This window comes from Paenibacillus sp. FSL E2-0201, assembly GCF_037963325.1.
In the GTDB taxonomy this organism is placed as follows: domain Bacteria; phylum Bacillota; class Bacilli; order Paenibacillales; family Paenibacillaceae; genus Paenibacillus_AQ.
Genome location: NZ_CP150154.1, coordinates 45474 through 72073, shown reverse-complemented (window position 1 = coordinate 72073; position 26600 = coordinate 45474). Strand labels below are relative to the sequence as shown.

At 46.5% G+C, this 26600-nt stretch carries 26 protein-coding genes; 1 reads left to right on the top strand and 25 read right to left on the bottom strand.

The genetic code is table 11. The features are described 5' to 3' along the window. Positions 1-26 precede the first annotated feature (26 nt). The 17 genes from tilS to pth all read right to left on the bottom strand — a co-directional run bounded on the left by tilS (position 27) and on the right by pth (position 19077). The gene (gene tilS / locus NSU15_RS00330) at positions 27-1469 is read right to left on the bottom strand and encodes a tRNA lysidine(34) synthetase TilS (protein ID WP_042123151.1); all 1443 of its coding nucleotides are present in this window, start codon (positions 1467-1469) and stop codon (positions 27-29) included. Positions 1470-1504: 35 nt separating this feature from the next. Beyond that, positions 1505-2443: a serine/threonine protein kinase gene (locus NSU15_RS00325; protein WP_042131739.1), complete on the bottom strand. Its 939-nt coding sequence runs from the start codon at positions 2441-2443 to the stop codon at positions 1505-1507. Continuing rightward, entirely contained in the window at positions 2433-3176 is a 744-nt protein-coding gene (locus NSU15_RS00320) for a vWA domain-containing protein (RefSeq protein WP_042123149.1), read from the bottom strand. The genes NSU15_RS00325 and NSU15_RS00320 overlap by 11 nt, the downstream gene beginning before the upstream one ends. 483 nt (positions 3177-3659) lie before the next feature. Beyond that, entirely contained in the window at positions 3660-6167 is a 2508-nt protein-coding gene (gene spoIIE / locus NSU15_RS00315; protein WP_339288719.1) for a stage II sporulation protein E, read from the bottom strand. Between the two features lie 344 nt (positions 6168-6511). Next, positions 6512-7012 carry a S1 domain-containing RNA-binding protein gene (locus tag NSU15_RS00310; RefSeq protein ID WP_036678766.1) on the bottom strand — a complete coding sequence of 167 codons (501 nt, stop codon included), beginning with the start codon at positions 7010-7012 and terminating at the stop codon, positions 6512-6514. Between the two features lie 124 nt (positions 7013-7136). Beyond that, a complete protein-coding gene (locus tag NSU15_RS00305) occupies positions 7137-7472 on the bottom strand; it encodes a septum formation initiator family protein (RefSeq protein ID WP_042123145.1) in 336 nt (111 codons plus the stop codon). A gap of 23 nt (positions 7473-7495) precedes the next feature. Next, positions 7496-8059 (bottom strand): spore cortex biosynthesis protein YabQ, encoded by a 564-nt coding sequence (gene yabQ / locus NSU15_RS00300; protein WP_042123142.1) that lies wholly within the window; start codon positions 8057-8059, stop codon positions 7496-7498. Next, positions 8056-8340 (bottom strand): sporulation protein YabP, encoded by a 285-nt coding sequence (yabP, locus tag NSU15_RS00295; protein WP_042123140.1) that lies wholly within the window; start codon positions 8338-8340, stop codon positions 8056-8058. Before yabP ends, yabQ begins: the two co-directional genes overlap by 4 nt. 156 nt (positions 8341-8496) lie before the next feature. Then, the gene (locus NSU15_RS00290) at positions 8497-8775 is read right to left on the bottom strand and encodes an RNA-binding S4 domain-containing protein (RefSeq protein WP_042183857.1); all 279 of its coding nucleotides are present in this window, start codon (positions 8773-8775) and stop codon (positions 8497-8499) included. After that, positions 8775-9047 (bottom strand): HU family DNA-binding protein, encoded by a 273-nt coding sequence (locus NSU15_RS00285; protein WP_036678778.1) that lies wholly within the window; start codon positions 9045-9047, stop codon positions 8775-8777. The genes NSU15_RS00290 and NSU15_RS00285 overlap by 1 nt, the downstream gene beginning before the upstream one ends. Before the next feature lie 287 nt (positions 9048-9334). Continuing rightward, positions 9335-10834 (bottom strand): nucleoside triphosphate pyrophosphohydrolase, encoded by a 1500-nt coding sequence (mazG, locus tag NSU15_RS00280; RefSeq protein ID WP_042123136.1) that lies wholly within the window; start codon positions 10832-10834, stop codon positions 9335-9337. 66 nt (positions 10835-10900) lie between these two features. Then, the gene (locus NSU15_RS00275; RefSeq protein WP_339288718.1) at positions 10901-12583 is read right to left on the bottom strand and encodes a polysaccharide biosynthesis protein; all 1683 of its coding nucleotides are present in this window, start codon (positions 12581-12583) and stop codon (positions 10901-10903) included. A gap of 148 nt (positions 12584-12731) precedes the next feature. Next, positions 12732-13274, bottom strand: a complete 543-nt coding sequence (gene spoVT, locus NSU15_RS00270) for a stage V sporulation protein T (RefSeq protein WP_042123132.1) — start codon at positions 13272-13274, stop codon at positions 12732-12734. Positions 13275-13529: 255 nt separating this feature from the next. Further along, positions 13530-14558: a peptidylprolyl isomerase gene (locus NSU15_RS00265; protein ID WP_042123130.1), complete on the bottom strand. Its 1029-nt coding sequence runs from the start codon at positions 14556-14558 to the stop codon at positions 13530-13532. Beyond that, positions 14545-18069, bottom strand: coding sequence for a transcription-repair coupling factor (gene mfd / locus NSU15_RS00260; protein ID WP_339288717.1), 3525 nt, complete (start codon positions 18067-18069; stop codon positions 14545-14547). Before mfd ends, NSU15_RS00265 begins: the two co-directional genes overlap by 14 nt. 131 nt (positions 18070-18200) lie before the next feature. Next, entirely contained in the window at positions 18201-18431 is a 231-nt protein-coding gene (locus NSU15_RS00255) for an anti-sigma-F factor Fin family protein (protein ID WP_076121189.1), read from the bottom strand. A gap of 85 nt (positions 18432-18516) precedes the next feature. Next, a complete protein-coding gene (gene pth, locus NSU15_RS00250; RefSeq protein WP_060621480.1) occupies positions 18517-19077 on the bottom strand; it encodes an aminoacyl-tRNA hydrolase in 561 nt (186 codons plus the stop codon). Positions 19078-19201: 124 nt separating this feature from the next. On the opposite strand from pth, the gene NSU15_RS00245 reads away from it, so the two are divergent. Beyond that, on the top strand, positions 19202-19402 hold the full coding sequence (locus NSU15_RS00245; RefSeq protein ID WP_076121190.1) for a hypothetical protein: 201 nt from the start codon (positions 19202-19204) through the stop codon (positions 19400-19402). Positions 19403-19492: 90 nt separating this feature from the next. Here NSU15_RS00245 and NSU15_RS00240 read toward each other — a convergent pair whose 3' ends face one another. The 8 genes from NSU15_RS00240 to yabG form a co-directional block, all read right to left on the bottom strand. Continuing rightward, entirely contained in the window at positions 19493-20446 is a 954-nt protein-coding gene (locus NSU15_RS00240) for a ribose-phosphate diphosphokinase (protein WP_036678796.1), read from the bottom strand. Between the two features lie 87 nt (positions 20447-20533). Beyond that, positions 20534-21934 carry a bifunctional UDP-N-acetylglucosamine diphosphorylase/glucosamine-1-phosphate N-acetyltransferase GlmU gene (glmU, locus tag NSU15_RS00235; RefSeq protein ID WP_339288715.1) on the bottom strand — a complete coding sequence of 467 codons (1401 nt, stop codon included), beginning with the start codon at positions 21932-21934 and terminating at the stop codon, positions 20534-20536. A 272-nt stretch (positions 21935-22206) separates the two neighbouring features. Next, positions 22207-22497 (bottom strand): septation regulator SpoVG, encoded by a 291-nt coding sequence (spoVG, locus tag NSU15_RS00230; RefSeq protein ID WP_042123119.1) that lies wholly within the window; start codon positions 22495-22497, stop codon positions 22207-22209. A 210-nt stretch (positions 22498-22707) separates the two neighbouring features. Beyond that, positions 22708-23535, bottom strand: coding sequence for a pur operon repressor (gene purR, locus NSU15_RS00225; RefSeq protein WP_042123117.1), 828 nt, complete (start codon positions 23533-23535; stop codon positions 22708-22710). A 76-nt stretch (positions 23536-23611) separates the two neighbouring features. Then, positions 23612-24466 carry a 4-(cytidine 5'-diphospho)-2-C-methyl-D-erythritol kinase gene (ispE, locus tag NSU15_RS00220; RefSeq protein WP_339288713.1) on the bottom strand — a complete coding sequence of 285 codons (855 nt, stop codon included), beginning with the start codon at positions 24464-24466 and terminating at the stop codon, positions 23612-23614. Between the two features lie 140 nt (positions 24467-24606). Further along, on the bottom strand, positions 24607-24783 hold the full coding sequence (locus NSU15_RS00215; protein WP_339288711.1) for a small, acid-soluble spore protein, alpha/beta type: 177 nt from the start codon (positions 24781-24783) through the stop codon (positions 24607-24609). A gap of 182 nt (positions 24784-24965) precedes the next feature. Next, the gene (locus NSU15_RS00210; RefSeq protein WP_019914493.1) at positions 24966-25241 is read right to left on the bottom strand and encodes a Veg family protein; all 276 of its coding nucleotides are present in this window, start codon (positions 25239-25241) and stop codon (positions 24966-24968) included. Between the two features lie 394 nt (positions 25242-25635). After that, entirely contained in the window at positions 25636-26538 is a 903-nt protein-coding gene (gene yabG, locus NSU15_RS00205; protein WP_076121194.1) for a sporulation peptidase YabG, read from the bottom strand. Positions 26539-26600: the final 62 nt, after the last annotated feature.

The window sequence follows — 26600 nt, the reverse complement described above, 5'->3', positions numbered from 1 at the left end:
ATACTATGAAAGACTTACTTCGACCATTACGTTTCTTCAGGGTCATCCAGCTCTGCTAGAGACAACAGAAGTACCGAGGTCGTGTGCCGCCCTACTGCGGCATGCATCGAGCGTCTTACGCCCGGAATCCAGACGATATTGCCCAAACCATCACAAACGAGGGGGATCATAGAACGTTTAGCAGCAGGTATTTTATCATCAATATAAATATCTTTTACCTTTTTGCTTCCGTTTAATCCCATGACTCTTATGGTATCTCCAGGCAATCGGGAACGTATCGTTAGTGGAAAGACCAGTTCATCACGGTCAAACCAAGCCGACATCTTCCCATAATCCTCCCCCTGTACAAAAAAGTTTTCTCTCTCCAGCACCGCCATTGACATCACCTTACCTATTTCCTCCAGTTTAAGCTCGGAGTCCGGTAAAAACAGACGATATGTATAGCTTGCCTGTTGCTGCGCGGGCTTGGACGAGAACAAGATGATATCATATTGCCGCACACAAGTCAGGCCTCCACCTAAATCTAAACTCCAGGTGGTGGGATAGCTCTGCAGCGTTCCCCGACGTACAGATTCAATCTTGGAGAAATCAAGGGCAGATAGATCCGCCGACAGATAATTTAATATTAGTTTAATCAAACGCCGTTGTAAAGCGGAGGGTATGGCCGCAAATGAAGCTCTGTTAAAGGTATATTTCCCTTCCCCTTCCGAAACGAGCTCCTCAAAGCATTTTACCGCAGATGCCTCCATATATTCATCCTCAGCCCCTGCAATTTCCGCAAGCTGTACGAGGGACTGCCGCACTCTTCCATTATACTTTTCCAGAAAAGGAAGAACTTCCAAACGAATGGCATTCCGCTTGTATTTCGTTAGCAGATTGGTGGCATCCTCAGCATAAGTGAAACCTTCATTTTGGCATAAACCCAAAAGTGCTGTTTTGTTAATACGTAGGAATGGGCGAATGAGTTCCACCTTTTTTTCTGTTCTTTTCCACTTGATACCCGACAGTCCCGATAATCCACTTCCGCGTAATAAACGCATAATGACAGTTTCTGCCTGATCATCCGCATGATGAGCCAGAGCAACAGAACGCGCCCCATATCGGTGTGCCGTATCAATCAGAAATTCATACCGCTTCTCACGTGCAGTTCCCTCAGGACCAAGTCCACTCTCTTTAGCCAAGGAGGGAATATCGAATTCCGCAAACTCAAAGGGCAATCCCAGTTCTTCAGCCATACCACGTACGAGCTCTGCCTCTTCCTTCGACTCCGGTCTAAATCCGTGATTCACATGAGCACATATTAAGGTAAGTGGCATAACGTTTAAAGATATTTCATGCAAAACATGCAAAAGAGCCACAGAATCCGGGCCGCCGGAAACTGCGACTACAATGGTGTCATGGGGTGCCCACAGCTCATGCTCGGCTGCTGACTCCAATACTGACTCCATCAGTCCATTCATTTGCTCCATATGCGGCCCCCCTTTTCTCAACTATATGTATAAGTTCAAAACCGAAATACCCAATAAATCGTAAAGGCAAGCACGAACAAGGATAATGCAAAAGCATTTTTAAGCCAGCGAGGTGTGTCCATACTATCAGGTCGCTTTCTACGCGAATTGTAAATATGGTTGCGCCAGACCTCTGTAGCATCTGCAGAACCGGAGAAACCTCCTTTTAACGCCAAACAAATCCAAGAGGATAGTTTCTTGTCGGGTAGATTTCTGGCCAACTTAAACAGTTCATCTACACTTCTTGTCTGCGGCAACTGTAGCGCGGCTTTCTTGAGCCCCTCTTCATTTAAAAGACGGAGGCACAGCACAGCAAAAGCGAATAAATCATACCCCTCATCACTCGTGCGGCTACCTGCATTCCAAAAGCCACGGTCATGCCACTCCGTAAATTGCTTCACACTACGACCTTTAGGGCTTGCGCCTCCAAAATCGATCAGCTCCACTTCACCGTAATTGGACACCATTACATTCTCCGGCTTCAAATCTCCAAACACAAAACCGCATTCATGTAATGTGCGCAGCTTATCGAGCAACCCAAGCCCTACCAAACCTAACCATTCCGGTCCATTCTTCGATAAAAAATGATGCAAAGGCTTGCCTTCAACATACCGCATGACATAAAAAGGTACGTTGTTTCCATTCGCAAAATCATCCGATTCCAAGAAATAAGAAGATAATGGAGATTCACGGCGAGCACGGTGTTCATTGCGCTTTCGACGCGATTGCAGCGACGTCAGTACATTGATCTCCGATTGCAGCTCAAGTGTATCGTATCCGATTTTTAGCGCGTACCATTCCCGTCTGCCTTCTCTTTGCACAAGATATACGGTTCCGTTCGCGCCCCTTCCCAGCATCCGTTCCACGACATAACGGTTTCCCCGCCATTTGCCGGTAATTAAGGTGCCAGTAGGATAGGACGGATTAGACGACATACCCACCAATCATCCCTTCTCTTTCGTCGTGGTCATCCATTCGCCGTCCACGATGTTCATCCAGTGTATCATAACGATAATGTTCAAGCACCTTGAAAATAGCTGGACCCGTCGGTGTTGCGCCTCTCATGTGTAATTTGGAGAATAGCGTACGAATACCTGACATATCCTTGGTCCAATCTAAATCAAGTCTGGCATCCTCGCTGCTGTTATTTCCAGGAAAATGAAACACAGCGATCTCACTCTTTCCTTCTCTAGCTTCCAGACTGAGCGCCAAATCCCGAATCGCATCTTCCACAGCACCCAGTTTAGGCTTCATACTAGCACTGGCATCGATAAGGAGCGCAATGCGCAGTGGCGATGTTTCTGTTAGTTCATCTACAACTGTAACAACCTGCGAGCGTTGAACAGGTGGTAGCTGCTCCAGCGACCCTTCACCTAGTATCTTTTTTACTTCCTTATTAACCGCCTGCTGGATCGTCTGAACCACAGTTTTCCGTGTCATCATCTGAATTGTCTGCGCCAGTTGTGGCGTTCCGACTATTCGGCTAAGGCCTCCCCCGGCCTTGGCAATGTCGGCTATTTCCCGGCTTCCGAGTTCGCCGATCGTACCATAATCAACTACACCGACCACATTTACGGTGATTCCCTCCTGCAAGGCATGCGCCGCTGCCATCACCGGACTTTCCCCTACGTTTGAACAACCGTCAGTAATGAGCAAAATCTGCTTCATAACTCTCCACTCCCCCTTGTTTGAAACCTCTGTTTCTAGCATATCCAGAAATGAGAGATTTCAAACGGTCGCTATTGTTGGGGACATTTGTGATCTGAACTGTGGGATAGTGAATAGGGGAACTGCGAGAAATGTTTGGGCTTTCGATCGCTGTTGTCCTCAGATTCCCTGATTAGAACCGCCTGTTGCGGTTGGAATCCGAGGACAAAGGCGAACGCTCCGCTTCTACAGCTCCAAAATTTCTCTCCGTTCCATACCTTCACTAGTAAACAGTTAAGATCTGAAAAAATTACGCGCCAAAGTCAGTCAACCTTTGAAACGTAAATAGTAGACGTCGGCGAGTTACACATCACAGACTCGCCTCGACCTATACCAACAACAGTGTACACGACGCTTCGCGCGTACTAAAACATACAAGCAACACGACGCTTCGCGCGTGCTTAAACATACAGGCATTACGACACTTCGCGCGTGCCCAACCATCTAGCTCACCGTACGCGGACGCTCCATTCGGCCGACACCAGGCATATGCAGGCTGGACCATTCCGGATGAAAATGATCAACACGACTGACGACAATCGTCATGTCATCATGGATCTCATTGCCCTGATAACGAATCACCTTATCTAACAGGCTATCCGCCAAATCTTGAGGATCATCCCCTTCAAGCTCTTGGATCAACCGTTTCATCCATATCTCCTTATTAACGGCATATCCAGGCGCATCATAAATACCATCCGTCATCATAATCAAAATATCACCCGCCCGAAGCTGCATGCTGATCAAATCCACGTCGATATCTTTAATGATTCCTATAGGCAGATTACTAGAGGTTATTGGAATGACCTCACTGCCCCTCCGGATAAAGCTCGGTGCGGAAGCAATCTTCATAAAGGTGGTCTGTGCAGAGTACTGATCGATTAAAGCCATATCGACGGTAGCATAGAACTCGTCGGGAGAACGTAATAAGAGAATAGAGTTTACCGACTTTACAGCCAACTTCTCGTCCATACCCGATTGCAGTAGCTTCTCTAACATGCCAAGTGCAGCACTGCTCTCCATTCTCGCCCGCTCACCATTTCCCATCCCATCGCTAATGGATACCGCAAAGGTACCATTTCCAAGCTCTACGGTGCTAAAGCTGTCACCCGACAGCATATCTCCACTTTTAGAAACGACAGCCACCCCTGTGTTTACCTCAAAAGCTTTAGCTGAACCGAAGGTAACCATCGACAAGCCTTCCCTAGGATGGACTGCCGTCTCACTCATGACAGCAATATTCTCATCCAAAATGTCAGATAAGAGCGGGGCGATCATTTTACGGCACTCATCAAATCCACGAGTATAGGCATGAACCACCTCAATTTCTACACGTCCAGGGTCCAGACTTAAGATCTCAATGCCATGGATAGACAAGCCCAATTTCTCCAATGTCTCACGGATTTGAGCTTCCTGGCGATACATGGCCTGTCCTTCACGTTTAATTTCTCGCGCTAAGTCCTCCATAACCTGCGACACGCCGGATAACTGCTCGGCAACAAATTGACGACTATCGTATATTTGTCTTTTCCATCGCATATCATGTTGGTAAAGATCATATTGCCCTTTCATGACTTCAAGCACTTCGCCAGTTTTACCGCAAATCCGGCTCCATTCCGGTGGTAACTGAGCTGCCGTAATATCAGGGCATTCCTCCACAGTGGTCATCATATCTGTCATGTATCTATATGTCTGATAGAATTTCGCATCCCAGCAGTGGGAACGCCGAATGCATCCCGCACAGGCCCCCTCTGTTACCGTATTCATGAAATCCTCCATCTCACGGTCTGATTTCCCTACTTCTCCTGCGCGTGGAATCTGCCCAAAGCTGCTCGACAGCTGCTGGAATACCTGTGAGAATTGCGTCACCCGTTCTGCCGTTAGATCCCTTACCCTTCGTGCATACTCATGTTGAGATCGGCTATGGTCTGATGTGCCCGGAACATATTTAGCAATAGCAGATATCATCGCCTTAGGCGTTATAAGAAATAGCACCACCGCTACACAGGTCTCCCATGTTGAGGCCATCATATCACCCGGACCCGTAAAATAGACGGAAAGGATCGTGGATCCTAGCAACATCCCAATAGATACTGCACCTTTTCGGCCGCCCTGCATCATTCCCGCCAGCATTCCGGAAAAAGCAAGCAGGCTCATCTGATAGATTGCACTGATATCCGCCAGACTGAGAATCAACCCGGTCACCACCCCGACAGCAGCACCAAGAGGAGCCCCTCCTGCCATGGCGAAGAGAAGAATTAAATAACGTGACAATATATGCTCCAAAGACAAACCGTTAAGGGTCCAACCCACTAGGCCTGTCATTACTGAGGCGAGCAAGATAATAAGGCATAGAATCTCCTCATTCCTGAGCGCTCTACTCTTTTGCTTATAGGTTAGTAGAGGTAGCGCTTGAATGAACACCAATGTAAGCACAAAGCCTAATAGAGCATCTAGTGTTGTCATCATAAGCGGATACCAAGAAAGAGAAGGGCCAATAACGATCTGGAACAAGCCAACCATAAACGAAGACACGAACACCATCAGTGGTGCATAGGACAAGTCTATTCGCTCATAACTTTCCAGCCCTTTATAAACTAGAAAGAAAATAATCAGTTCAGCAGTAACAATCAAAGCTCCAGGGAATGGGGTAAAGAGACTTCCAGCTATAATGGCTGCAGCTACAGGTAGAATAGAGTCGCGACGCATAAACACAATGACGGCAAAGTATGCGGCGGCAAAAGGAGATAGTTCGTCCAAAATCATGGCTCTACCCAGCAGAAATCCCATGAAACTAAGCAAAAGCATCCATTTCTTCGCTGCTATAAGCTGAATGTACCGCTGCTTCTGACCCCAAGCTGCAATACGCGTGCGTAAGGCTTGTCTTTGCTTCTTATCTTCACTTCCCACTCTTGTCCACTCTGGCAAATTTACCACGTTGCTTTTACTCATTCCCCTACACCACCCGTTTAAGAATTTATGGTACTCATTATATAGCCGGGGATTTGAGAAAGTTTGTCAGAAATGGAGGGACACACACAAGAAATTTCCGACAAAAAAGCCTTCGACCGCGATCTTTAAAAAAGCTGTTCTATCCCATGCGGGGCGGTAGGTTGATTAGTTTCAAGATTATTTCCAACGCAGTTTCACGCGCTGACGCGGCGGTCATTCGTCAGCGATTGCCCTAGAGTTATGTGAGAATGGCATGGATGCTGTCGGCAATTTTATATGACATGACAAAAAAACCGCAAGGGCGAAATGCCCCTGCGGTTATTTATGATGTACAGGTTATTGGATTATACGCGTTTGGCTCCACGGCCTCCACGCTTTCCTTCTGTGTTCTTCTTGATCGAAGATATACGTTCTTCGCTGTCTTTCAGGAATCGCGACATTTTATCCTCGAATGAAGGTTTACCGGCTGCAGGCTTAAATGGACGCCCACCCCGTTCACGATTGAATCCACCGCCGCCTCCACCACTGCCGCCGCCACCGCCGAAACGGTCTCCGCCGCTAGGACGTTCTGGTCTTGGAGCTCTAGGCGGACGTACTTCCGATGCCGGCTTGTCAACAGCCTGCTTAATGGAAAGTCCGATCTTGCCGTCCTTATCGACGTTGATCACCTTGACTGTTACTACATCACTAATCTTCAGATGATCGTTAACATCCTTGACATAATTATCGGCGATTTCCGAGATGTGAACGAGACCTGTGACACCTCCTGACAGATCCACAAATGCTCCGAAATGCGTGATGCCTGTCACTTTGCCTTCTAACTTGGTGCCCACTTCAATTGCCATAGAATAAAATGATCCTCCCTTAAAAATATACAGACGAATATTAAGGTCATCCTGTCTGCGGTGATTTGATTATACAGTAAAGAGCAAATCAAGGCAACAGAGTAAAAGCCTCTTTTAACCTCTATTATTGCTCGGATTGCTCTGTTCGAATAGGAGTTTCCCCTTGAGGATAGATATTGTACCATTTACGTGCTAATTGGCCAATATACTCGTCATCATTAAGTCTGGATAATTCATATTTTAATTGAGTTAAAGATGCCATGACATCCTTACTAGTTTCCTGTTTCTTCGCAAGTTCCTTGCCCTTGTCCGCAATGACTGCACTCTGATCGAAGTAAGTATAACCCGCCCAGCCAAAAAATAGTGCCACAAAGACAATCCACATGAATCTTCTTCTCTTCGCGCCTGCGGCCGAATTTTTACTATGATTACTTTTCTCTTCCGCAGTAAATCTGTTCATGCAACGTACCCCCTAATTCAAGGTCAGCGTTTCCGCCATTTGGTAATCCATCCAGTGATCTTCACAATCCAGGCGCTATGTGTCAGCCGCGATAACCGTGGAGAGATCCACCTTACAGGTAATACCCAAATTGGTTTGGTCAGACGCAGCAGAAGCTTAAGAATAAACCATAGAATACGACCTGTTAGCTTTAGCAGTCCTAAAATAAAACGCCAAAGCCAGCGAAGAGGTGTACCTATCAGGATCTCCACAAGTCTCCATAGCAACCTGAACATATACTGAACCGATTGAATTAACATTAACACAAAACGCCGTACCGTAACACTGAAGATTAAAAAATAGATCCATACTCCTAGAAACAAACCTAAAAAGACATAAAATCGCAGTTGGCCTTGATTTCCGGCATATAGCATACGAAATACTAGCAAAGCGGCCCATAGCCAATATAGTAGATCTAGCATAGCATTCAGCCATTTGGGAAAATTGAACTTCAGCGACAGCACCCGGTAGCTGTCATAGGCCAGTCCCATTGCCAACCCAGCCATGATCATGTAGAACAGCGTCACCCACTGAACTGCAGGATTCATTTAAATAGCTTACCGAGTAGACCTTTGTTTTTGCCCTGCGATCCGGGATCGAGATAAATCAGGGAATGTACATTGCCCTCTAATGACAACATTCCGTTCTCCAGACTTAAATTTTTGATATGTAAATGATTCCCGCGAATGGTGAGATGGCCGAGTTCTGTACGAAGCAAAAATTCCTCACTGTCGAAGCTCTCCACATTTTGCACGCCCGTCAACTCTAACTGCTTACGACTGCGCATGTGCAGATCATGCTGTTTGTTTACCTTTCCTGGCTCGATCATAGCATGTACCCCTCCTTCTTACCTCTAATCTATGGCAGAAGTAGAAGTTATAGAACATCCCGTCCCTCTAAAAAAATAAGAGAAACAAAAAGAAAAAAAGAAGGCACCACTCTACAGAATGTAAAGTTATGCCTTCTTCTTTATTTACTATTACTCTTACCAGTCCAGTCCGCTGCTCTTGGCAACAGGCTCTTCCCGAACTAGAGTATACATCCCAGCGGCCTCGTCCTTGCGAGTCGTTTCGACCAGCTTTTCTACTTTGACCGTTACAAGCTTTTGCCCAAATTGTACAGTAATCTCGTCACCGATCTTAACTGCACTACTAGGTTTAGATTCCCGCCCGTTAATCAGTACCCGGCCTTGTTCGGACACATCCTTGGCCACTGTACGGCGCTTAATTAAACGAGACACTTTCAGGAATTTGTCAAGACGCATTAGTTAACGGCTTCTTTAAGCTTGTTACCAGCTTTGAAAGCCGGTACAGTCGATTCTGGAATTTCAATCGTTGTGCCCGTTTGCGGGTTGCGACCAGTGCGTCCTGCACGTTTGCGAGTTTCAAAAGTTCCGAAACCGATCAGTTGGACTTTATCACCTTTTGCCAAAGCTTCTGTAATCTCACCCAAGAACCCGTTCAATACTGCTTCTACATCTTTTTTTGCCAATCCGTTTTTCTCGGAAATGTTGTTTACCAAATCTGTCTTGTTCATAATTTAAAGTTCCTCCTAGGATACGAAAAAATAAATGAAACGAGAATCACCACCATAGGATGGGGCGAATCGCATTTCGTCTTTATGTTATTCTTGATGTCACCTTAAAATCCTGCCACGATTCGTCGTTTTTTTAAAAAAGAAGTAGTTATTTCTCACAAATCGTCGCAGAATCTATTCTATAGCACTATTAAACTACTGGCCACATTCTAAATCAGAAAATAAAAGCTACATCCACAGCATTGCCCCATTTTAGAGTCCATATACTGTAAGGAGGCTGTGAAAGGCTAGACTTTTCGCTCCTCCGCCTTAGCTTCTTGCCACAATTCTTCCATCTCTTCCAAACTACTATCCTTTACACTCTTTCCCTTGCGGTGCAAGCTTTGCTCAATATATTGGAACCGGCGCACAAATTTGCGGTTAGTTCGGGTTAATGCCTCTTCCGGATCTGCACCGATAAAACGAGCGACATTCGTAACTGCAAACAACAAATCCCCAAGTTCCAGAATTTGATCATCTGTCGCCGCATCTGTGTCAATCGCCTCCTGCAGCTCATCGATCTCCTCACGAATTTTGGCTATGCAATCCGTAGCGTTGTCCCAGTCAAAGCCCACCTTGGATGCTTTTTTCTGAAGCTTGTATGCCTTCATAAGGGCAGGTAGGTCACGCGGAACACCACTAAGAACGGATAATTCCTCTGGCTTCACACCTTTACGCCGCTTCTCTTCTGCCTTCATGCCCTCCCAGTTCTTCAACGCTTCTTCGGCATCATTCGCATTGGTATCTCCAAAGACGTGAGGGTGACGGAAGATAAGCTTATCATTCAGCCCTTCAATGACGTCATACACGTTAAACGTGCCCAGCTCCTCCTCCATTTGAGAGTGAAGCATAATTTGCAGCAAAAGGTCGCCCAGCTCCTCTTTCATATGATCGGGGTCGTCCTCATCAATGGTTTCAAGGACTTCATAGGTTTCTTCGATTAAATTTTTGCGCAGGGATTCATGTGTCTGCTCCCGATCCCATGGACAACCCTCCGGGCTTCGAAGAATATCGACAATTTCATGCAAACGAGCAAAGGTACGATTTCTTAGATTCTCGTCACGATTCGCAGGTACATAGACCAACGACAAATTTCCATAACCGTTAAGACGATCCAGCTCGTATAGAGGGACTCTTACAATACTTTCTTCGTTCTCCACACCGAGTGCATGACCCACAACCACTTCATATTCAGGCGGATACAGCTCCATCAGACATAACTTTGTCTCCGAGGCTGTAAAGCTATCGTATACCTGGCCAATCAGGGTATGCAGTTCAGGCTGAAGCTGAGCGCTGCGAATACCAGAAGCATCTAATAGTTGAAATCCTTCGATGGGGTCAAACCCCAGTCGAACAAACGCCTCGTCGAGGAAGCTCTCTCCGCCTAATATTTGCAGTTCAATGCCTTCCTCAGGACACCGCTCACGCAGCTGTGAAACCGCTGATTCCGCCACCATAGGATGACCCGGAACCGCATAGACAATATCTGTACCCTCAGGTGCGGACCGAGCCTCTTCAATCAGCTTTGAAGTAATCGCTGCATAAACCTCAGGAAACGAAGATAAGGATTCATACAATCCATCGAAAGACTGTGAAGCAATTTCAAGCTCGGAGAGTGCAGCCATGACTGGATGCTCTTTTGTCCGCACGTAAACAACAGATGCTGCCTTCAATTTCTTTATAATCCCTAACGTCAGTCGATCAGGGTTACCTGAACCAAGACCAACGACCGTTAATGTTGCACTCATGTCTGTTCCTCCTCATCAGCGGCTGTCTCAGCAGACCGCATTTTTATATTGTGATGTAAATGTAGATTAAGGGAATAAGCGCAGCTTCTTCAGCTTGTCCGCCAGGGACGGGCCGAAGCCCGGAAGCTGGCGCAGCTCGCTCTCGCTAAGGAGCCGCAGGGCTATTGCCCCTACGGCAAAGACAACGCAGCCTGCGATCACTCCGAGCAGGCTCTGCGCCAAGCTGGCGGTGCGCCCGCCGCCAATGCCAGCGGCCGTAGCCGCAGCGCCCACGCCCCAGCTGGCGGCTGCGGCGGCAAGAGCCAGGCCCGCTGTGAGCAGCGCGGGCCGTGCCAGGGCATCTGCTAGGCGAAGCCGCAGATGGCCCTGGCGGTAGAGCAGCAGCACGTTGAGCGCTGCTGCGAACGAATGCGCGGCCACGCCAGCGATGGCCGCGCCGGTAATGCCCTGCTGCGGGACCAGCAGCAGGTTCAGGGCCGCCTTGAGCAGCGCGGCGGCCAAAAGGTGCAGGGCCGGGGCGCGCACGTAGCCGAGGCCCTGCAGGAGCGCAGCCGAGATGATGCTGACCGTACCGCCAACAGCGGTTAAGGCCAGCCAAGTCATAGTGCTGCTACCGGCGGTATCCCCGTAAAGAGCCATATTAATCGGCTCAGCAAGCACTGCTAGGCCTGCTGAGGCCGCTAGACCTAACAGCCAGAACCAACGCAGCGATAAGCTGCAACGGCTCTCGATCAGCTTCGTATCCCCTTTGTACTTCGCCTCTGCCAAGGCTGGAATGAACACAACGGACAAAGAAGTGGCGATCATCGTTACAATCTGCACTAACGGCAAACCGCGATTGTACACACCAAATTGTGTCATCGCCTCCACTTCGCTCCCTACAGAGGATAGCAAGCGAGGTACAGTGAATACATCTACAAGGCCGATAAGAGGCATTGCCAGTGCGCCAAGCATCACAGGAATTCCATAAGCCAGCAATGTACTTGCTTTAACGCCCTTTATCCGTTGATTGGAACGCCCTTTACTTTCCATATTGGGCAGCTTTAAATTTTGACTCTCGACAGAGACGGCAGCATCTAAAGAGGTGTCCTGTCTTAACCGCTGCCGATGACGTCGCAAATACAACAGCATAATCACAAGCCCTGCTACCCCTCCCCCAGCGGAGCCAAGCAATGCGCCAGCAGCGATACTCTCAGCGCCTGCCCCCTGTGAGGTCAGATATAACAGCAGTACAATCATCACTGTAACACGTACGGACTGCTCTACAATTTGTGACACAGCCGTTGGAACCATATTATGAAGTCCCTGAAAGTAACCGCGCAGTGCTGACATGATTGGTACAACTGCCAGTCCCCAAGCACTTGTTCGTAAAGCGGGCATCACATGCGAGTTGCCGACCCACTCAGCTATAATCGGCGCACCTGCGTAGGTAATTGCTCCGATAACCAATCCGCTAAGACCCGTTATTACGGCAGATACCAGCAAAATCCGCCGCCCCTCGTCATCCCGCCTTCCGGCAGAAGCCTCAGCGACAAATTTGGATATGGCTGCTGGCAGACCCAGCATCGCTACCGTTAACAACATCGTGTACAAGGGATAAACTGTGTTGTATATACCAAATACCGCATCTCCGCCAAGATTTTGCAGCGGGATCTTTTGGAGTGTACCTATAAGCTTTGAAATAATCGCTGCGGCACTTAAAATAAATGCCCCTTGGAGCAATCGTGATGTTTGTGTGTTAGATTTCATAAAATACCTGCTTCTACGACTTTGATGGGATGAATTTCTATATTATAACGTATGTATGCCCACAAGTAGAAACGGTTTTGTATGAACGACAAAACCCCGTTTACCCTTTGTATATCTTACCAAAAGGAAAGCGGGGTCTATATTACGATTACTGCTCCATTTGTTTGCCGAGGAATGCAGCGGCGGTTTCGGCCATTTTCACTTCCATTGACGACATTTTTGCCGAATCATCCTTGCTTACCATCACTACACAACCAATAGGATCTCCACCGGAAATGATCGGTGAGGCTACATATGAGGACACCAAATCCGGATGATCTTTAGCGATTTCATAACTGCCTTCGTTGGTTTCCAGCACCGTCTTACGACTATCCATGACCTTCTCCAAGAGGATTCCTACTTGTTTCTCCAAATAGTCTTTCTTGGAGCCTCCAGCTAGTGCAATAAAGGTATCACGATCAGCAATCATCGTAATATGACCAGTACCTTCGAATAACGACTCCGCGTACTCTTTTGCAAAGTCACCCAACTCACCAATCGGGGAATATTTCTTGAGTATGACTTCACCGTCCCGATCGACGAAAATTTCCAATGGGTCGCCTTCTCTAATCCGTAGAGTACGTCTAATTTCTTTGGGAATAACCACTCGTCCGAGATCATCAATACGCCGAACAATTCCAGTAGCTTTCATTTCACATGTGCCCCGCTTTCTTAAGAAGTATGGTCTTACTACTGTCCATTATGGGAAAGGATAATCCCAGTGATTTATCGTAATATCTGACCATAGTATTCATCTCTTCCCAGATCCTTATACATAAGCTGACATGTATTAATATCTGTATCAAGATAAAGCCGTTCTACAGATGTTTCCTCGAAATAAAAAGCCATCTTCACATTAAGTGAGGATGGCTTTTTCTAAGGTAAGCTTGTCCATTTTTGCCGATGTTTATTCAGCGGCTTTTGTAGCGCTTGGGGATGCACTTGGTGCTGTAGTGGCTTCTGTTCCGGATTCATCTGCGGCAGCAGAGCTCTTCGGCAGATTGATGCTCTCAATAATGCCTTCCAAATCCTTCTCCATGAACGCTTCTAGGTTCTTGGACACAATGGAGCTCTTAATGCCTTCTTTTTGTTCATCCGTTAACTGGTCAAAGGTTTTGTCTGTGCGGGACTCCACCTTAATAATGTGGTAACCGTAAGAAGTCTCTACAGGATCACTAATGGTATTCAAAGGCAACGTTTGGGCAGCCTTCTTAAACTCATCTACATAGGTGCCTACAGCTTTATCTTTGTATTCTCCGCCCGTTTCCTTAGAGGCTGTATCGTCAGAGTATTCCTTAGCGATTGCTGCAAAATCAGCTCCGCCGTCCAGCTTTGCCTTAACTTCCTTCGCGATTTTCAGAGCTTCTTCGCTGGTGCGCTCTTTGTTGTCAGCATCGGTCAGACCGATCAGCACATGACGCAAAGTCGCTACCGTAAAGTCACCTTTTGTAGCTTCAAATTCTTTAACAACCTGATCGTCGGTCACTTTAAGCAGCATATCCTGATAAACCGTCAGCACACGCTCCATATAACTATGGATGTCGCCCTCAGTAACGTCAGCGTCTTTTAGCGTTTTCTTATAGTTGTCGCCCAGAGCTTTCTTCAAATCTGCGATTTGGCTATCTGCCTCTTTCTTCGCCTGCTTCTTCGCTTCATCCGTTGCTTGAGAAGCCAAGTATTCGAAGCCCACTTCCTGTTTCAAAATAGACTCCTTAAAAGCATCAATCTCTAAATATTGCGCTTGCTGTGGGGAGAGGAATTTCATGATTTTTTGATCCATCGCAAATTCCTTCTCTGTAATCGTTCCACCTTTATAAGTCGCTACTGCCTTGCTATCATCAGCACTGCTACCGCATGCTGCGAGCATAGAAAAGGAAACCGCTGCTACCAATGAAACGAGCAGCACTTTCCATGATTTTTTTTTATTTAACGACATTGTGTAGTTCTCCCTTCGATTTAAAAGACTGTTTAGCTTCCTTAAGAAACTGTTCAAGCAAGTCAAGCAGCTGTTTATCACTTAAATCTTTCGATTTAACTCGGATACTGGCTTTAGCATCTCTATCGAATTGTACACGTCTTTCGAAGCTATTTCCAACTTTAGCGAGTTTTGCTGTATCCAGAGCGCCAAGACTCCCCTCGTAGAAATTCAGGGTAACATCATCACCACGTCTGATCATGGAATCAATGCCGTACATTTTTCCATACACTTTCAGACGAGCCACAGTTAGTAGATTAACAACTGCTTCAGGCAGTTCTCCGAACCGATCCAAGAGCTCATCCTCAAGCTCAGAAGCATCATCGAAGGATGTCACTGCCGCAACTTTTTTGTAGATTTCAATTTTCTGGATACTGTCGTAAATATACTCGGATGGCAGATACGCGTCAATCGACAAATCAATGACAGTATTGCCTTCTTTAAGGGACGTATCCTCCTCACCAAGTACAGTAACCTTACGCTTGCGAATTTCCTCCGCCAGCATTTGTGAGTATAGATCAAATCCTACGGACGCAATAAAACCATGCTGTTCTGCGCCAAGTAAGTTGCCGGCACCGCGAATAGATAAATCTCGCATCGCTATTTTGAAACCAGAACCGAGTTCCGTAAATTCCTTAATAGACTGCAGCCGCTTCTCTGCCACTTCCGTCAGAACCTTGTCCCGTTGATACGTGAAATAGGCGTACGCAATCCGGTTGGACCGGCCTACACGTCCACGCAACTGATACAGCTGAGACAAGCCCATCTTATCCGCATCATGCACAATAAGTGTATTTACGTTAGGAATATCTACACCCGTCTCAATAATACTTGTGCTGACCAGCACATCGTATTCTCCATCAAGAAAATCAAGGATCGTCTTCTCGAGCTCAGCTTCCGACATTTGACCATGTCCGATGCCTACCCTAGCCTCAGGAACTAGCATGGAAATTTGAGCGGCCATTTCTTGAATGCCCTGCACTCGATTATAGAGATAGTAAACTTGACCGCCACGAGCTAATTCGCGCTCTACAGCTTCCCGCGTAAGTGTCTGACTATGCTCAACCACATAGGTCTGCACGGGGAAACGGTTCTCTGGTGGCGTCTCAATGACAGACAAATCACGCACTCCCAGCATCGACATATGCAGTGTACGAGGAATTGGAGTTGCTGTTAGGGTAAGAACATCTACATTCGTCTTTAACTTTTTCAGCTTCTCTTTATGAGTCACACCAAACCGCTGTTCTTCATCCACAATCAATAAACCGAGGTCCTTGAATACAAGATCCTGAGACAATAAACGGTGGGTACCGATAACCACATCAACCGTTCCCGCCCGAACGCCTTTAATCGTCTCATTCTGCTCCTTACGGCTGCGGAAACGACTAAGAACTTGAATATTCAACGGATAATTAGCGAAGCGTTCCCGGAAGGTCTCATAATGCTGCTGAGCCAAAATCGTTGTCGGTACCAGCACAGCTACCTGTTTACCTTCAATCGCTGATTTAAAAGCTGCTCGGATAGCTACCTCCGTCTTCCCATAGCCAACGTCTCCACAAAGGAGCCGGTCCATCGGACGATTCTGCTCCATATCCTTCTTAATCTCTTCAATCGCTCTAAGCTGATCCCGAGTCTCCTCATATGGGAACATCTCTTCAAATTCACGCTGCTCCTGCGTATCCTTCTCAAAACCATATCCTGCAGCACTTTGGCGTTCAGCATACAATTTTATTAGATCATCAGCAATATCCTGAACGGAAGAGCGGACCTTATTAGTCACCCGTGTCCATTCATTACCGCCTAGTTTATATACTTTCGGCTCTTTATCTTCTGAACCGACATATTTCTGAATCAGGTCAATTTGCTCAATCGGCACGGAGAGCTTATCGCCGCCCGCATATAAAATATGCATGTAGTCGCGATGAATCCCGCTGACCTCCAGCGTACCGATCCCCATATACTTACCGATACCGTGGTTCTGGTGAACGACATAATCGCCGATTTTCAGCTCAGTATAACTCTTAATCCGTTCAGCATTATCTATTCCCTTGGAGATCTTACGTGCCTTCCGCTGCTTCTGAGAGAACAGCTCTCCTTCCGTGATAACGGCTAAATGAATAGAAGGCAGTTCAAAGCCAGAACCCAGATTTCCTTGTACGATCGTTGGCTCATCAATACCGTAGTCATAGAGGACTCTGCGCACACGTTCAATCCGTTCTTCACTGCTCGCAAGCATCATTACCTTTACACCGGACTTCTGCCAACGCTCCATTTCTGATTTAAGCACGTTCATCTGACCATGGAAATCCTGCATCCCACGGCTAATAAACCCAAGAATGTTTTGTGGTTGAATATGCGGGACCTGACGCAAAAAGATCGACATAAACAGGCTTTGAAACGGACGTTTGTACATCACAACATCTGTTTCGACAGAGAGATCCAGATCCGGCAATGTTTTGCCATTTTGCATCAAATGCAGGTTCCATTCCGACTCATCTCGTTCGAGTTGTTTCGCTGTTTCAAGCAGTCTTGTCGGCTCATCGAGAATAAGGATCGTATCCTCCACCATGTAATCAAATAAATGAGAACGTTCAGGATATAAAAGACTGATATATTTATAGATTTCAGGGAAATAAGTCCCTTCACGCAACATCTCCAGCTCACGGCCTATTTCTTCCTTAAGTCGCAGCTTAGCCTGCCGATCCGCCATCTTCTCGAGCTGTCGCTCCAGCCTAACTGATGCTTCAGCGGAAGCAGCTTCTTGGCGAAACCTACTCGCTATGATCTCTTTAGCCGGTGTAATCTTCACACTACGTACCTTATCAATAGAACGCTGGTCCACTGGATCAAAAGTTCTTATGGAATCAACCTCATCATCAAATAACTCAACCCGATAAGCCAAGGGAGAAGTCATTGGATAAAAATCAATAATTCCGCCACGTACGCTTAGCTCACCACGGTTCTCAACCCGCTCTACTCTTTCATAACCCATCTCGATCATGGACATCAAGAATTCATCCAGAGCGAGCGTTCCATCCTGGGAAACCGTAACCTGCGCTTCTGCCATAACCTCTGGAGCAGGAAGCAGTCTGCGCACTCCTGAGTAAGGAACTACAACAATACCACGGAAGCCCTGAGCACATTTGGTCAGTACATCAATACGCTGAGCCAGAGTCTCGGGGCTTGATACAGCTGCTTCCGCAGCCACAAGTTCATTAGCTGGATAGAGCAGAACTCGTTCCGGCGAAAGCGCTTCCTGTAAATCATCGGCCATTTTCTGAGCCGAAAACATATTATGAGTCACCACAAGCAAAGGACGAGCCGTCTCTTCATGCAGTGCTGCAAGCATAATCTGTCTAGCAGAACCTGTAAGCCCCGATATGAGCTGCTCTTTCATACCTGCAGCGACACCTTGGGTGATAGACTGGAAATCGGGATCCTTGGAAAAAGCTTCTATAATACCTTGTAACAACAGGCGCACCTCTCTTACTAAACAGGCTAACGGAAGCCAAAGCCGCCGTCACCTATTATGATTGGAATCGAAAAGAAGCCTCAGCTGTAACGCCAAGGCTTGCGGATGACGATAGAGACAGGCGCTTCCACCTACTGAAGCGGACTTGTCAGCAGGCTAAGCTCCGGATTGTGCTCTAAAGCCTCCTTGCAATAGTCGCAAGTCACCTTTACCGTGATCTCACCTTCTGAATTATACGCTATTATATCTCTGCGCTCCGCAGGGGTCAAGGAATGAAGGCCCAACTGCACTTCTGTAACATCACTTCTATTAATGCTGCCTAGAGATGTCTTGCAGTGCCTACAAACATAGTTTATTGCCATCTATATGCCTCCTGAAGGTACTATATACCTTCAGTATGTCCGGCGAACATCATCTTTAGCCTTAATCACAAACAGAGTTTACAGATCAACCATTGAATTTAGCCATCGTCTGTTCGAATGAATTATGCAAGCTGAACTCCAGTGCATCACAAGTATTAAGGATCATTTGCTTCAGTGGATCGCCTTCTTTTTTAGGAAAAGACGAGAGAACATAATCCACTATGGCAAAACCCGGTTCAGGACGAGAAATACCCATTCGTACCCGATTAAAGCTTTGTGTACCTACATGCTGAATGATCGATTTAATTCCGTTATGTCCACCAGCACTTCCTTGATAGCGCAATCGGATTTTTCCAATTTCGGTATCCAGATCATCGTAAACAACGATCATATCTTCAAGTTTAACTTTGTAATAATCCATATAAGCACGAACGGCCTCACCGGATAAATTCATAAAGGTCATCGGTTTAATCAATACCGTTTTGACTCCACCAATCACGCCTTCACCGATTACGGATTTACATTTGCTTTGGTTGAAAGAAATTCCGTTTTGGGCCGCAAGCTCATCCAATGCCATAAAGCCAACATTATGCCTTGTTTTCGCATATTGTGTTCCCGGATTTCCCAATCCGACAATCCATTTCATTATCGAACCTTTCCTTTCCATTCGGGCTCCCAGCAAGAGAAGTCCGTTTTTGGTACAATAGATCTTATCTACATATCTCTGTGCAACCAGAGCGAAATTATACTCCGAAGACAGGTGATAACCAATGTTACAACCAGGTGGAATCTTAACACATCAACGTGATTTCCAGTACCATATCCAATATGCTGTGCCTGTGGAAATATACAGAGGCGACGTGCACATTGACATCGGTGTATTGACAGCAGTGGACGAAGGATTTGTGGAGCTGCAAGGGACTCTCTATAACCGCAGCATATTCACCTTTGTCTCCCGCGCCGGATATTGAAACCAGCGCTTCCACCTGCATCACGCCGATAAGGGTTACATCTCCGACTACGGAGGTGTAACCCTTTTGTACTATATCATTGATTTATATTTATTCAATCTCAAACAATTTACTAATCGACAACTCTTCATGGACGCGGATAATTGCCTCACCCATAAGTGGAGCCACGGACAACACTTTGAGCTTAGAGGTTGGGTTCGCGCTGCGAATTGGAATGGTATCCGTCACGATAATTTCTTTAATCGGAGAATTCTCCAGACGTTCATGAGCAGGACCAGACAATACTGGGTGTGTACAGCAAGCGTATACTTCCTTCACGCCGCCTTCCATCAAAGCATTAGCACCAAGTACGATGGTTCCGGCAGTATCGATAATATCATCAATCAAAATGGCTGTTTTGCCTTCAATATTACCGATAATGTTCATGACTTCGCTGACATTCGGCTCTGGACGACGCTTGTCTATAATTGCAAGCGGAGCGTTCAGGAAATCAGCAAGCTTTCTTGCACGTACTACACCGCCGTGATCTGGTGATACGACAACTGGGTTCTCAATTTGTTTGGAACGGAAATATTGAGCCAGAATTGGTACTCCCAGCAAGTGATCCACTGGAATATCAAAGAATCCCTGAATCTGCATAGCATGGAGGTCCATCGTAATTACACGGTGAGCGCCGGCTTTTTCAATCAAATTTGCTACCAGCTTGGCCGTAATAGGGTCACGGGAACGAGCTTTACGATCTTGGCGAGCGTAACCATAGTAAGGGATAACCACATTGATGCTTTTTGCGGAGGCGCGTTTGAGTGCATCTACCATAACTAAAAGCTCCATTAGGTTGTCATTAACTGGGCCGCAGGTGGATTGAACAATATACACATGACAACCCCGAACGCTTTCTGACAGCTTGACCTGAATTTCCCCATCGCTAAAGCTTGTAGTATGCGATTCACCCATCGGAATTCCGATGTAATCAGCAATTTGACTAGCTAGCTTAGGATTGGAGTTACAAGTGAAAATCTTTAATTTGGAATCACAATAAGTCATAAAATTTAAACCCTCCGTGACGGAATTTAGCTTTCCAAAGGCGCCGGCGCGGAAATATAAGTCCGTCCGGCGCTTCTTAGCAACGCTTTACGATGGACTCGAGTGGTCTTTCTTCGCTTTTGCACGGGAACGTATCTTCTCAGCATATCCCGGTTTGTTCTCTTGTCTTACTCTAGCAACAGCAAGATCGTTCTCTGAAACGGAACGCGTAATTGTCGAACCAGCTACAACAAAAGCCCCTTTGCCCACAGTAACTGGTGCAATAAGGTTAACGTTACTGCCGATAAAGGCATCGTCTTCAATTGTTGTCGTAGATTTATTATACCCGTCATAGTTAACAGTAATCGCACCGCAACCGACGTTTACATTCTTACCCACAGATGCATCGCCAATATAGCTAAGATGTGACACCTTAGAGCCGTCACCAATCGTAGCATTTTTGATCTCGACGAAATCTCCAACTTTCACTTCTTCTCCAAGTATAGAACCTGGACGCAAATAGGCAAAAGGCCCAACGGTAGTCCGTGCGCCGACTTGTGCTTGATTCAATACAGACTGCTTAATCGTTGCGTCGTCCATGATCTGACAATCCTCGATTTCGCTTGCCGGTCCGATCACACAGTTCTCACCGATTACAGTTTTCCCCTTCAAGATGGTTCCTGGATAGATCGTTGTATCAGAACCAATGACCACATCTGCTCCGATATAAGTGGAGGCAGGATCGATTATGGTTACGCCACCCAGCATATGTTTGCGGTTGATACGTTGACGCATAATTGCTTCCGCATCTGACAAAGCTAGACGGTCATTAACACCAATAGACTCGTTAGCATCCTCAGTCTGAAAAGCTAGAACAAGATCACCTTGCTCACGCAGAATACTGATAACATCTGTTAAATAATATTCTTGTTGATTATTGCTGTTAGTAACCTTCTCTAACGCTGAAAATAACTTAATGTTATCAAAGCAATAAATTCCTGTATTAATTTCATGAATAGCAGCCTGTTCGGCATTACAATCTTTCTGTTCTACAATCTTCAATAAACCGCCATCTTCACTACGAATAATCCGTCCTAACCCGGATGGATCATCCATTACTGCAGTTAATACAGTCGCTGCTGCCTGACGTTCCTCATGCAGAGCCATTAATCCTATCAGCGTCTCCGATGTAATAAGCGGAGTGTCGCCATAGGCAACAATCGTTGTTCCCTCTTCACTACCGAGCAAATCCTTAGCCTGTTTGACAGCGTGACCAGTACCGAGCTGAGTTTCCTGCAGCACGTATTCCGCACCTTGCCCTACAAAGGCCTTAACTTTCTCTGCGCCATGCCCAACAACAACAACGGTGCGCTGGCATCCGGTAGCTTTTACTGTATCAAGCACGTGCCCTACCATTGGCTTACCGCAAACGGGGTGCAGCACCTTATATAATTTAGATTTCATTCGCTTGCCTTGACCTGCGGCAAGAACTATAGCCATTCTTTTCAAGAATGCCAACCTCCTACTCTTGAACTCACTACTGAATATATCTCATTCCGGGCAAAAAGAAAAGAGAACCATGAAGTCATGGTTCCCTTTTCTATAAACCCCATGTTAGAAAAGCATTTATCGCTGCCTTTCGAAGATGTCGTCAAATCCTTCACTAGCGGTAGCTTTTCTTGCAAGATCAAGCTGCTTAAGTCCTGAAGTGTATTCGGTATGATCTTATCAAAAACGGCGGATCCTACGCCACCCAAAAGGTAGCCGTCTTCCGAGGCAGCCTAAGCTCCCTCTTCAATAACTTCTTCTTCTTCTTCAGTAGCGGCGCGATCGTACTCGGCTAAAACCGCGGATTGAATCTTCTCGCGTGTTCCCGAAGAGATCGGGTGAGCGATATCGCGGAATTCGCCATCCGGTGTACGCTTGCTGGGCATTGCAACAAACATCCCGTTATTACCATCGATGACGCGAATGTCATGAACAACAAACTCGTTATCGATTGTAATGGATGCGATTGCTTTCATTCTCCCCTCAGAGTTAACGCGGCGGAGTCTGACATCCGTAATTTGCATGTGTGTGTTCACCACCTTTTTCCATCAGAGACTTGGTGTATAATTCCACACAGCAAAGCGAATTCCTTCTTTTTGATTCCATAAAATACCTAAAAAAGAAATATATTTTTTAGGATCTGTTGTTTTCGACATGCATCGGGTGATTTTCTTAATATTCCTTACGTTTTCGACAATTTCCACGCTTTTTGAAAACGTAGAAACGTCAAACCATCAAGAGGAAAAATAGTTACCCGGATGCGCTGAAATCCGCCGCTCTTTCGAATCGACCTCGCTCAGCTTTACTAAAGACACATAGTCATGCAACAGGCGTTCTTCCGACTCTACTGCGCCTGACTCAACTAATACACCCACTCCAGCAACCTCGGCATTAAACTCTCCCAGTAAGTCGACCATCCCTCGAACGGTTCCGCCTGCCTTCATGAAGTCATCTACGATGAGTACCCGCGATTTCTCCTTGAGTGCACGTCTGGAGAGAGACATGGTGTGTATGCTCTTATGTGATCCAGATACATAGTTAATACTTACTGCCGAGCCTTCTGTAACCTGATGGTCACGTCGTACCAGTACTACTGGCAAGCCGAGCTGTGCTGCCGTTGCATAGGCTAACGGAATCCCCTTAGTTTCTACTGTCATCACCACATCGATTTCCGATCCATAAAAGGCCGTTGCGATGATCTTCCCCGCCTGCTCCATCAAAGATGGCAGTCCAAGCAGATCCGACATATACAAATAACCACCGGGCAGTATCCGATCTGTCTGTTCTAGCTGCACACATAAACGTTTAACAAAAGAGAGCGCCATTTCTTTAGGCATAACAGGAATATAACGTACTCCACCTGCTGCGCCGGCTAAGGTCTGAAGCTCACCGATGCCTTCACCTTCAAATACTTCTTTTATGATTGCCAAATCTTCACTGATGGAGGACTTAGCCGCTCCATACCGATCGGCAAATATAGACAGCGGCAGTAGGTCATGTGGCCGCTCAAGTAAAAACTGAGTCATGTCTACCAAACGTTGGCTTCTTTTTAATTTCTTCACGGAATGCTCCTCGCCAAAACCGAATATTTTATGAAAAATATATCACTTTTGTACGGGTTTACACAAGAGAAGCATACTAATTGAGTGATCTCACTGCATAGACTTCCTTGCAGAACCCTCGCAGTCCATTATAAATTCTTGCTACTTTAGACTGCTTGGACACTAAACCGAACACTGTAGGACCGCTGCCGGACATTAAGACTCCGTCTGCTCCGAGCTTAACCATCGCCTCTTTGAGCTGCTGTACCTCTGGATGCAGCTTTAAAGTAACATCCTCAAGCACATTACCCAGATGATTACACACGCCCCCAAAATCTCCAGCTTCGATCGCGTCCTGCATCTTTCTAGCCGAAGGATGAACAGCTATATTATTGCTCCGAACGCGTCCGTATACTTCCGCAGTCGATACATTGATAGGTGGCTTAGCCAATACTACCCAGCATTGCGGAGGGTTCTTAATCGGCGTGAGCTTTTCGCCACGACCTGTTGCCAAGGCAGTACCGCCTGTAACGCAGAACGGCACATCTGAACCAAGCTCAGCACCAAGCTCCTGTAGCTCCTGTGAAGGTATGCCTAGACGCCACAGCCGATTAAGGCCGCGTAGCGTAGCTGCTGCATCGCTGCTTCCGCCAGCCAGGCCAGCAGCGACCGGTATTCTTTTGTCCAGATGGATATGTACACCACTCTTCACGTTATAACGCTCTTTAATAAGCCTAGCCGCCTGAAAGGCCAGGTTCTTCTCATCTAGAGGAATATAACCCGCTTGACTTGATATTATAATAGTATCCCTTGGCAGCTCAGACAGCTCTAAGCGGTCTGCTAGATCCACCATGGTCATAATCATTTCCACCTCATGAAAACCGTCAGCACGCTTGTGCAGCACATCCAGCATCAAATTAATTTTCGCTGGTGCCTTTTCATACATTTTCAAGGCGTTCACCCACCTTCAGCTTTTCCCGTAAAAACAACTTAACATATTATATGAAAAACTTCTAATGAAGTCCAATAATAAAAGGGTGTCGCCAGTTGGACGCACCCTTATTCGTTAAATAAATGTTCACACCCTAAAGATTAAGATTTCCGGGCAGCTTGTTCAGCGAGCTGAATTGCTCTTTTTACCATATTGCCGGCATCCTTTGCCCGGATTCCTCCCCAGCCTTCACGTTCTACAGTTTCGTAAAAACCAAGCTCCTTGGCTAACTCCGTCTTTAGTTCTTCCGACATCGTGCCTCGTTTTCTTCCGCTCATTACGGAATTCCTCCCTTATGAAAGTAAATGATAAACCCATTGCTCAATTAGTATGCTTGCTAAGAACAAGGATCATTCACCGGACATGTTAACCGCCAAAAAGAACCGGCCGTCCTTTATCAAGGACAACCGGTTCTCGTAGAAATAAAAAACAGCCTCCAAAGGAAGCTGCCTGTGAGACATTAAGCTTTAATATACATAATCCGCATCTGCCCATCGTCTTCACAAACTGTGATTTCCACAGATTCAGTAAGGATATCGGCATAGCTATAGGAGACTCGCTTGAATGTTTGCTGCTCCTGATCCAGTTTGACAATAAATACAGAAGGGTACGTTTCTTCCAGGACACCGGTGCGTTCAACGGTTTTACGACGACCTCCGTTTGCACGCAACGTGATCTTATGACCGACGTGAGCTTCGAGACTGCGTTTAATTTCCAACAGCGCGTTATTAGCCATTGCCTGACGACCACCTCTTTTCTTGTCCATTATACAACTTTCTCAGGCGTTTGTCAAAGCAAATAAATAATTATAGATGATGAATATTTGGTTGTCAACGGAATTTTTTTGTGGGCAATCAGAGGCGAACTAATATCCTTGTTATCTGTAATGCGATTGCTACTAAGCAACAAAACATATCCTTGTAGTTCTTTAAAGATAGCAGCTATTTCACGTAATAAATCCCCCAAAGTGGGGGGCTTCGATCCGTGCCCAGGTACTATGCGGGTGCCCCAATATATATGCTCTGAACATAAAAAAAGGGTCAAGCATATCGCTCACCCTCTCTTCACATTATTCTATTCGGCCACTCCAAATTACCTATTAGCCTTAGAAAATAGACCTACCCTGTCGATTAAATCGCAGAAGGTGTCACTTTTAGTGCCGACAGGTTCTGCAGACGCGGCATCCCAATACGGAAGCTGCCACGGGTCTCAATACCGCCGATTCCCTGATTACCACTAATGGTGTTGTTCAAAACATCACTCAGATTCACCGTATCCCTAATGGGCGTGAACGACGATTTTGCCGCTACGTATACTGGGTCTAAGGCATGGATCAATATCCGTCCAGGGGAACTGGCAAAGTTCGCCCCTGCCCCCAGCAGCGCTTCAAAATGTGACTGGCAAGCACCTGCAACAATCGTCAACGCATCAAAATTTCGCTCATAATCCCTAGCTACCCTAATAGCAGCTACGAAGTTTTGCGAATTTTTATAGCTGCTCAGACTGTGAAGATCGTAAGTATGCTGTTGCTTCAGCACCCCGTCATGACCGGTAATCACCACAATATCTGGACGCACGCGGGGCAGCAGCCGGTATAAAGTGTCAGCCATTGCGGACTCATGAACATGATGACCTTCAGCAGGGATCCGCAATTGCTCATATAAGCTCAGACTCTTATTCAAGTACGCCGGATCGCCATCCAGATGTAGTACTTTCCCCGGCACTTCAAAATAAGCAGCTTCCTTGGGCGATGGAGCCCATGCCCCCTCTGATAGAGCGCTCCCGCTCCGCTGACTTTGCTCCTGTCGGTCTTTCCGCAGCTGTGTCAGTGATTCATTCGCTTTAATCTGTGCTTGTTGTCCTCGTTCCGTAATTCGGGTAGGAGGCACTTGAACCAAGTCATTCAGAGGAGAATCCGCCAACAGACGGAAATCTGTGCCTTTAATGACGGCTCTGTCCTGCACAATATGATCTACACGAAAAGTCAAATCACCGCCATATGATTTACGAACGACCAAGTCTCCTAAATTCATTACAACCACCACCTCTACCCCATCGTATGGGCAAAGGCCTCAGTTGGTTCATAACTAGCCGT

Excerpts from the sequence above, each read along its gene's own strand:
- NSU15_RS00290 (WP_042183857.1), bottom strand. The coding sequence starts at position 8,775 with ATGCGTCTTGACAAATTCCTGAAAGTGTCTCGTTTAATTAAGCGCCGT.
- NSU15_RS00240 (WP_036678796.1), bottom strand. The coding sequence starts at position 20,446 with ATGACTTATTGTGATTCCAAATTAAAGATTTTCACTTGTAACTCCAAT.
- yabQ (WP_042123142.1), bottom strand. The coding sequence starts at position 8,059 with ATGAATCCTGCAGTTCAGTGGGTGACGCTGTTCTACATGATCATGGCT.
- NSU15_RS00215 (WP_339288711.1), bottom strand. The coding sequence starts at position 24,783 with ATGAGCGGAAGAAAACGAGGCACGATGTCGGAAGAACTAAAGACGGAG.
- NSU15_RS00255 (WP_076121189.1), bottom strand. The coding sequence starts at position 18,431 with ATGGCAATAAACTATGTTTGTAGGCACTGCAAGACATCTCTAGGCAGC.
- tilS (WP_042123151.1), bottom strand. The coding sequence starts at position 1,469 with ATGGAGCAAATGAATGGACTGATGGAGTCAGTATTGGAGTCAGCAGCC.
- NSU15_RS00210 (WP_019914493.1), bottom strand. The coding sequence starts at position 25,241 with ATGGCTAATAACGCGCTGTTGGAAATTAAACGCAGTCTCGAAGCTCAC.
- NSU15_RS00305 (WP_042123145.1), bottom strand. The coding sequence starts at position 7,472 with ATGAACAGATTTACTGCGGAAGAGAAAAGTAATCATAGTAAAAATTCG.
- mazG (WP_042123136.1), bottom strand. The coding sequence starts at position 10,834 with ATGAGTGCAACATTAACGGTCGTTGGTCTTGGTTCAGGTAACCCTGAT.
- NSU15_RS00265 (WP_042123130.1), bottom strand. The coding sequence starts at position 14,558 with ATGTCGTTAAATAAAAAAAAATCATGGAAAGTGCTGCTCGTTTCATTG.
- NSU15_RS00325 (WP_042131739.1), bottom strand. The coding sequence starts at position 2,443 with ATGTCGTCTAATCCGTCCTATCCTACTGGCACCTTAATTACCGGCAAA.
- spoIIE (WP_339288719.1), bottom strand. The coding sequence starts at position 6,167 with ATGAGTAAAAGCAACGTGGTAAATTTGCCAGAGTGGACAAGAGTGGGA.
- NSU15_RS00275 (WP_339288718.1), bottom strand. The coding sequence starts at position 12,583 with ATGAAATCTAACACACAAACATCACGATTGCTCCAAGGGGCATTTATT.
- yabP (WP_042123140.1), bottom strand. The coding sequence starts at position 8,340 with ATGATCGAGCCAGGAAAGGTAAACAAACAGCATGATCTGCACATGCGC.
- spoVT (WP_042123132.1), bottom strand. The coding sequence starts at position 13,274 with ATGAAAGCTACTGGAATTGTTCGGCGTATTGATGATCTCGGACGAGTG.
- NSU15_RS00310 (WP_036678766.1), bottom strand. The coding sequence starts at position 7,012 with ATGGCAATTGAAGTGGGCACCAAGTTAGAAGGCAAAGTGACAGGCATC.
- NSU15_RS00285 (WP_036678778.1), bottom strand. The coding sequence starts at position 9,047 with ATGAACAAGACAGATTTGGTAAACAACATTTCCGAGAAAAACGGATTG.
- pth (WP_060621480.1), bottom strand. The coding sequence starts at position 19,077 with ATGAAATGGATTGTCGGATTGGGAAATCCGGGAACACAATATGCGAAA.
- NSU15_RS00320 (WP_042123149.1), bottom strand. The coding sequence starts at position 3,176 with ATGAAGCAGATTTTGCTCATTACTGACGGTTGTTCAAACGTAGGGGAA.
- NSU15_RS00245 (WP_076121190.1), top strand. The coding sequence starts at position 19,202 with ATGTTACAACCAGGTGGAATCTTAACACATCAACGTGATTTCCAGTAC.
- spoVG (WP_042123119.1), bottom strand. The coding sequence starts at position 22,497 with ATGCAAATTACGGATGTCAGACTCCGCCGCGTTAACTCTGAGGGGAGA.
- yabG (WP_076121194.1), bottom strand. The coding sequence starts at position 26,538 with ATGAATTTAGGAGACTTGGTCGTTCGTAAATCATATGGCGGTGATTTG.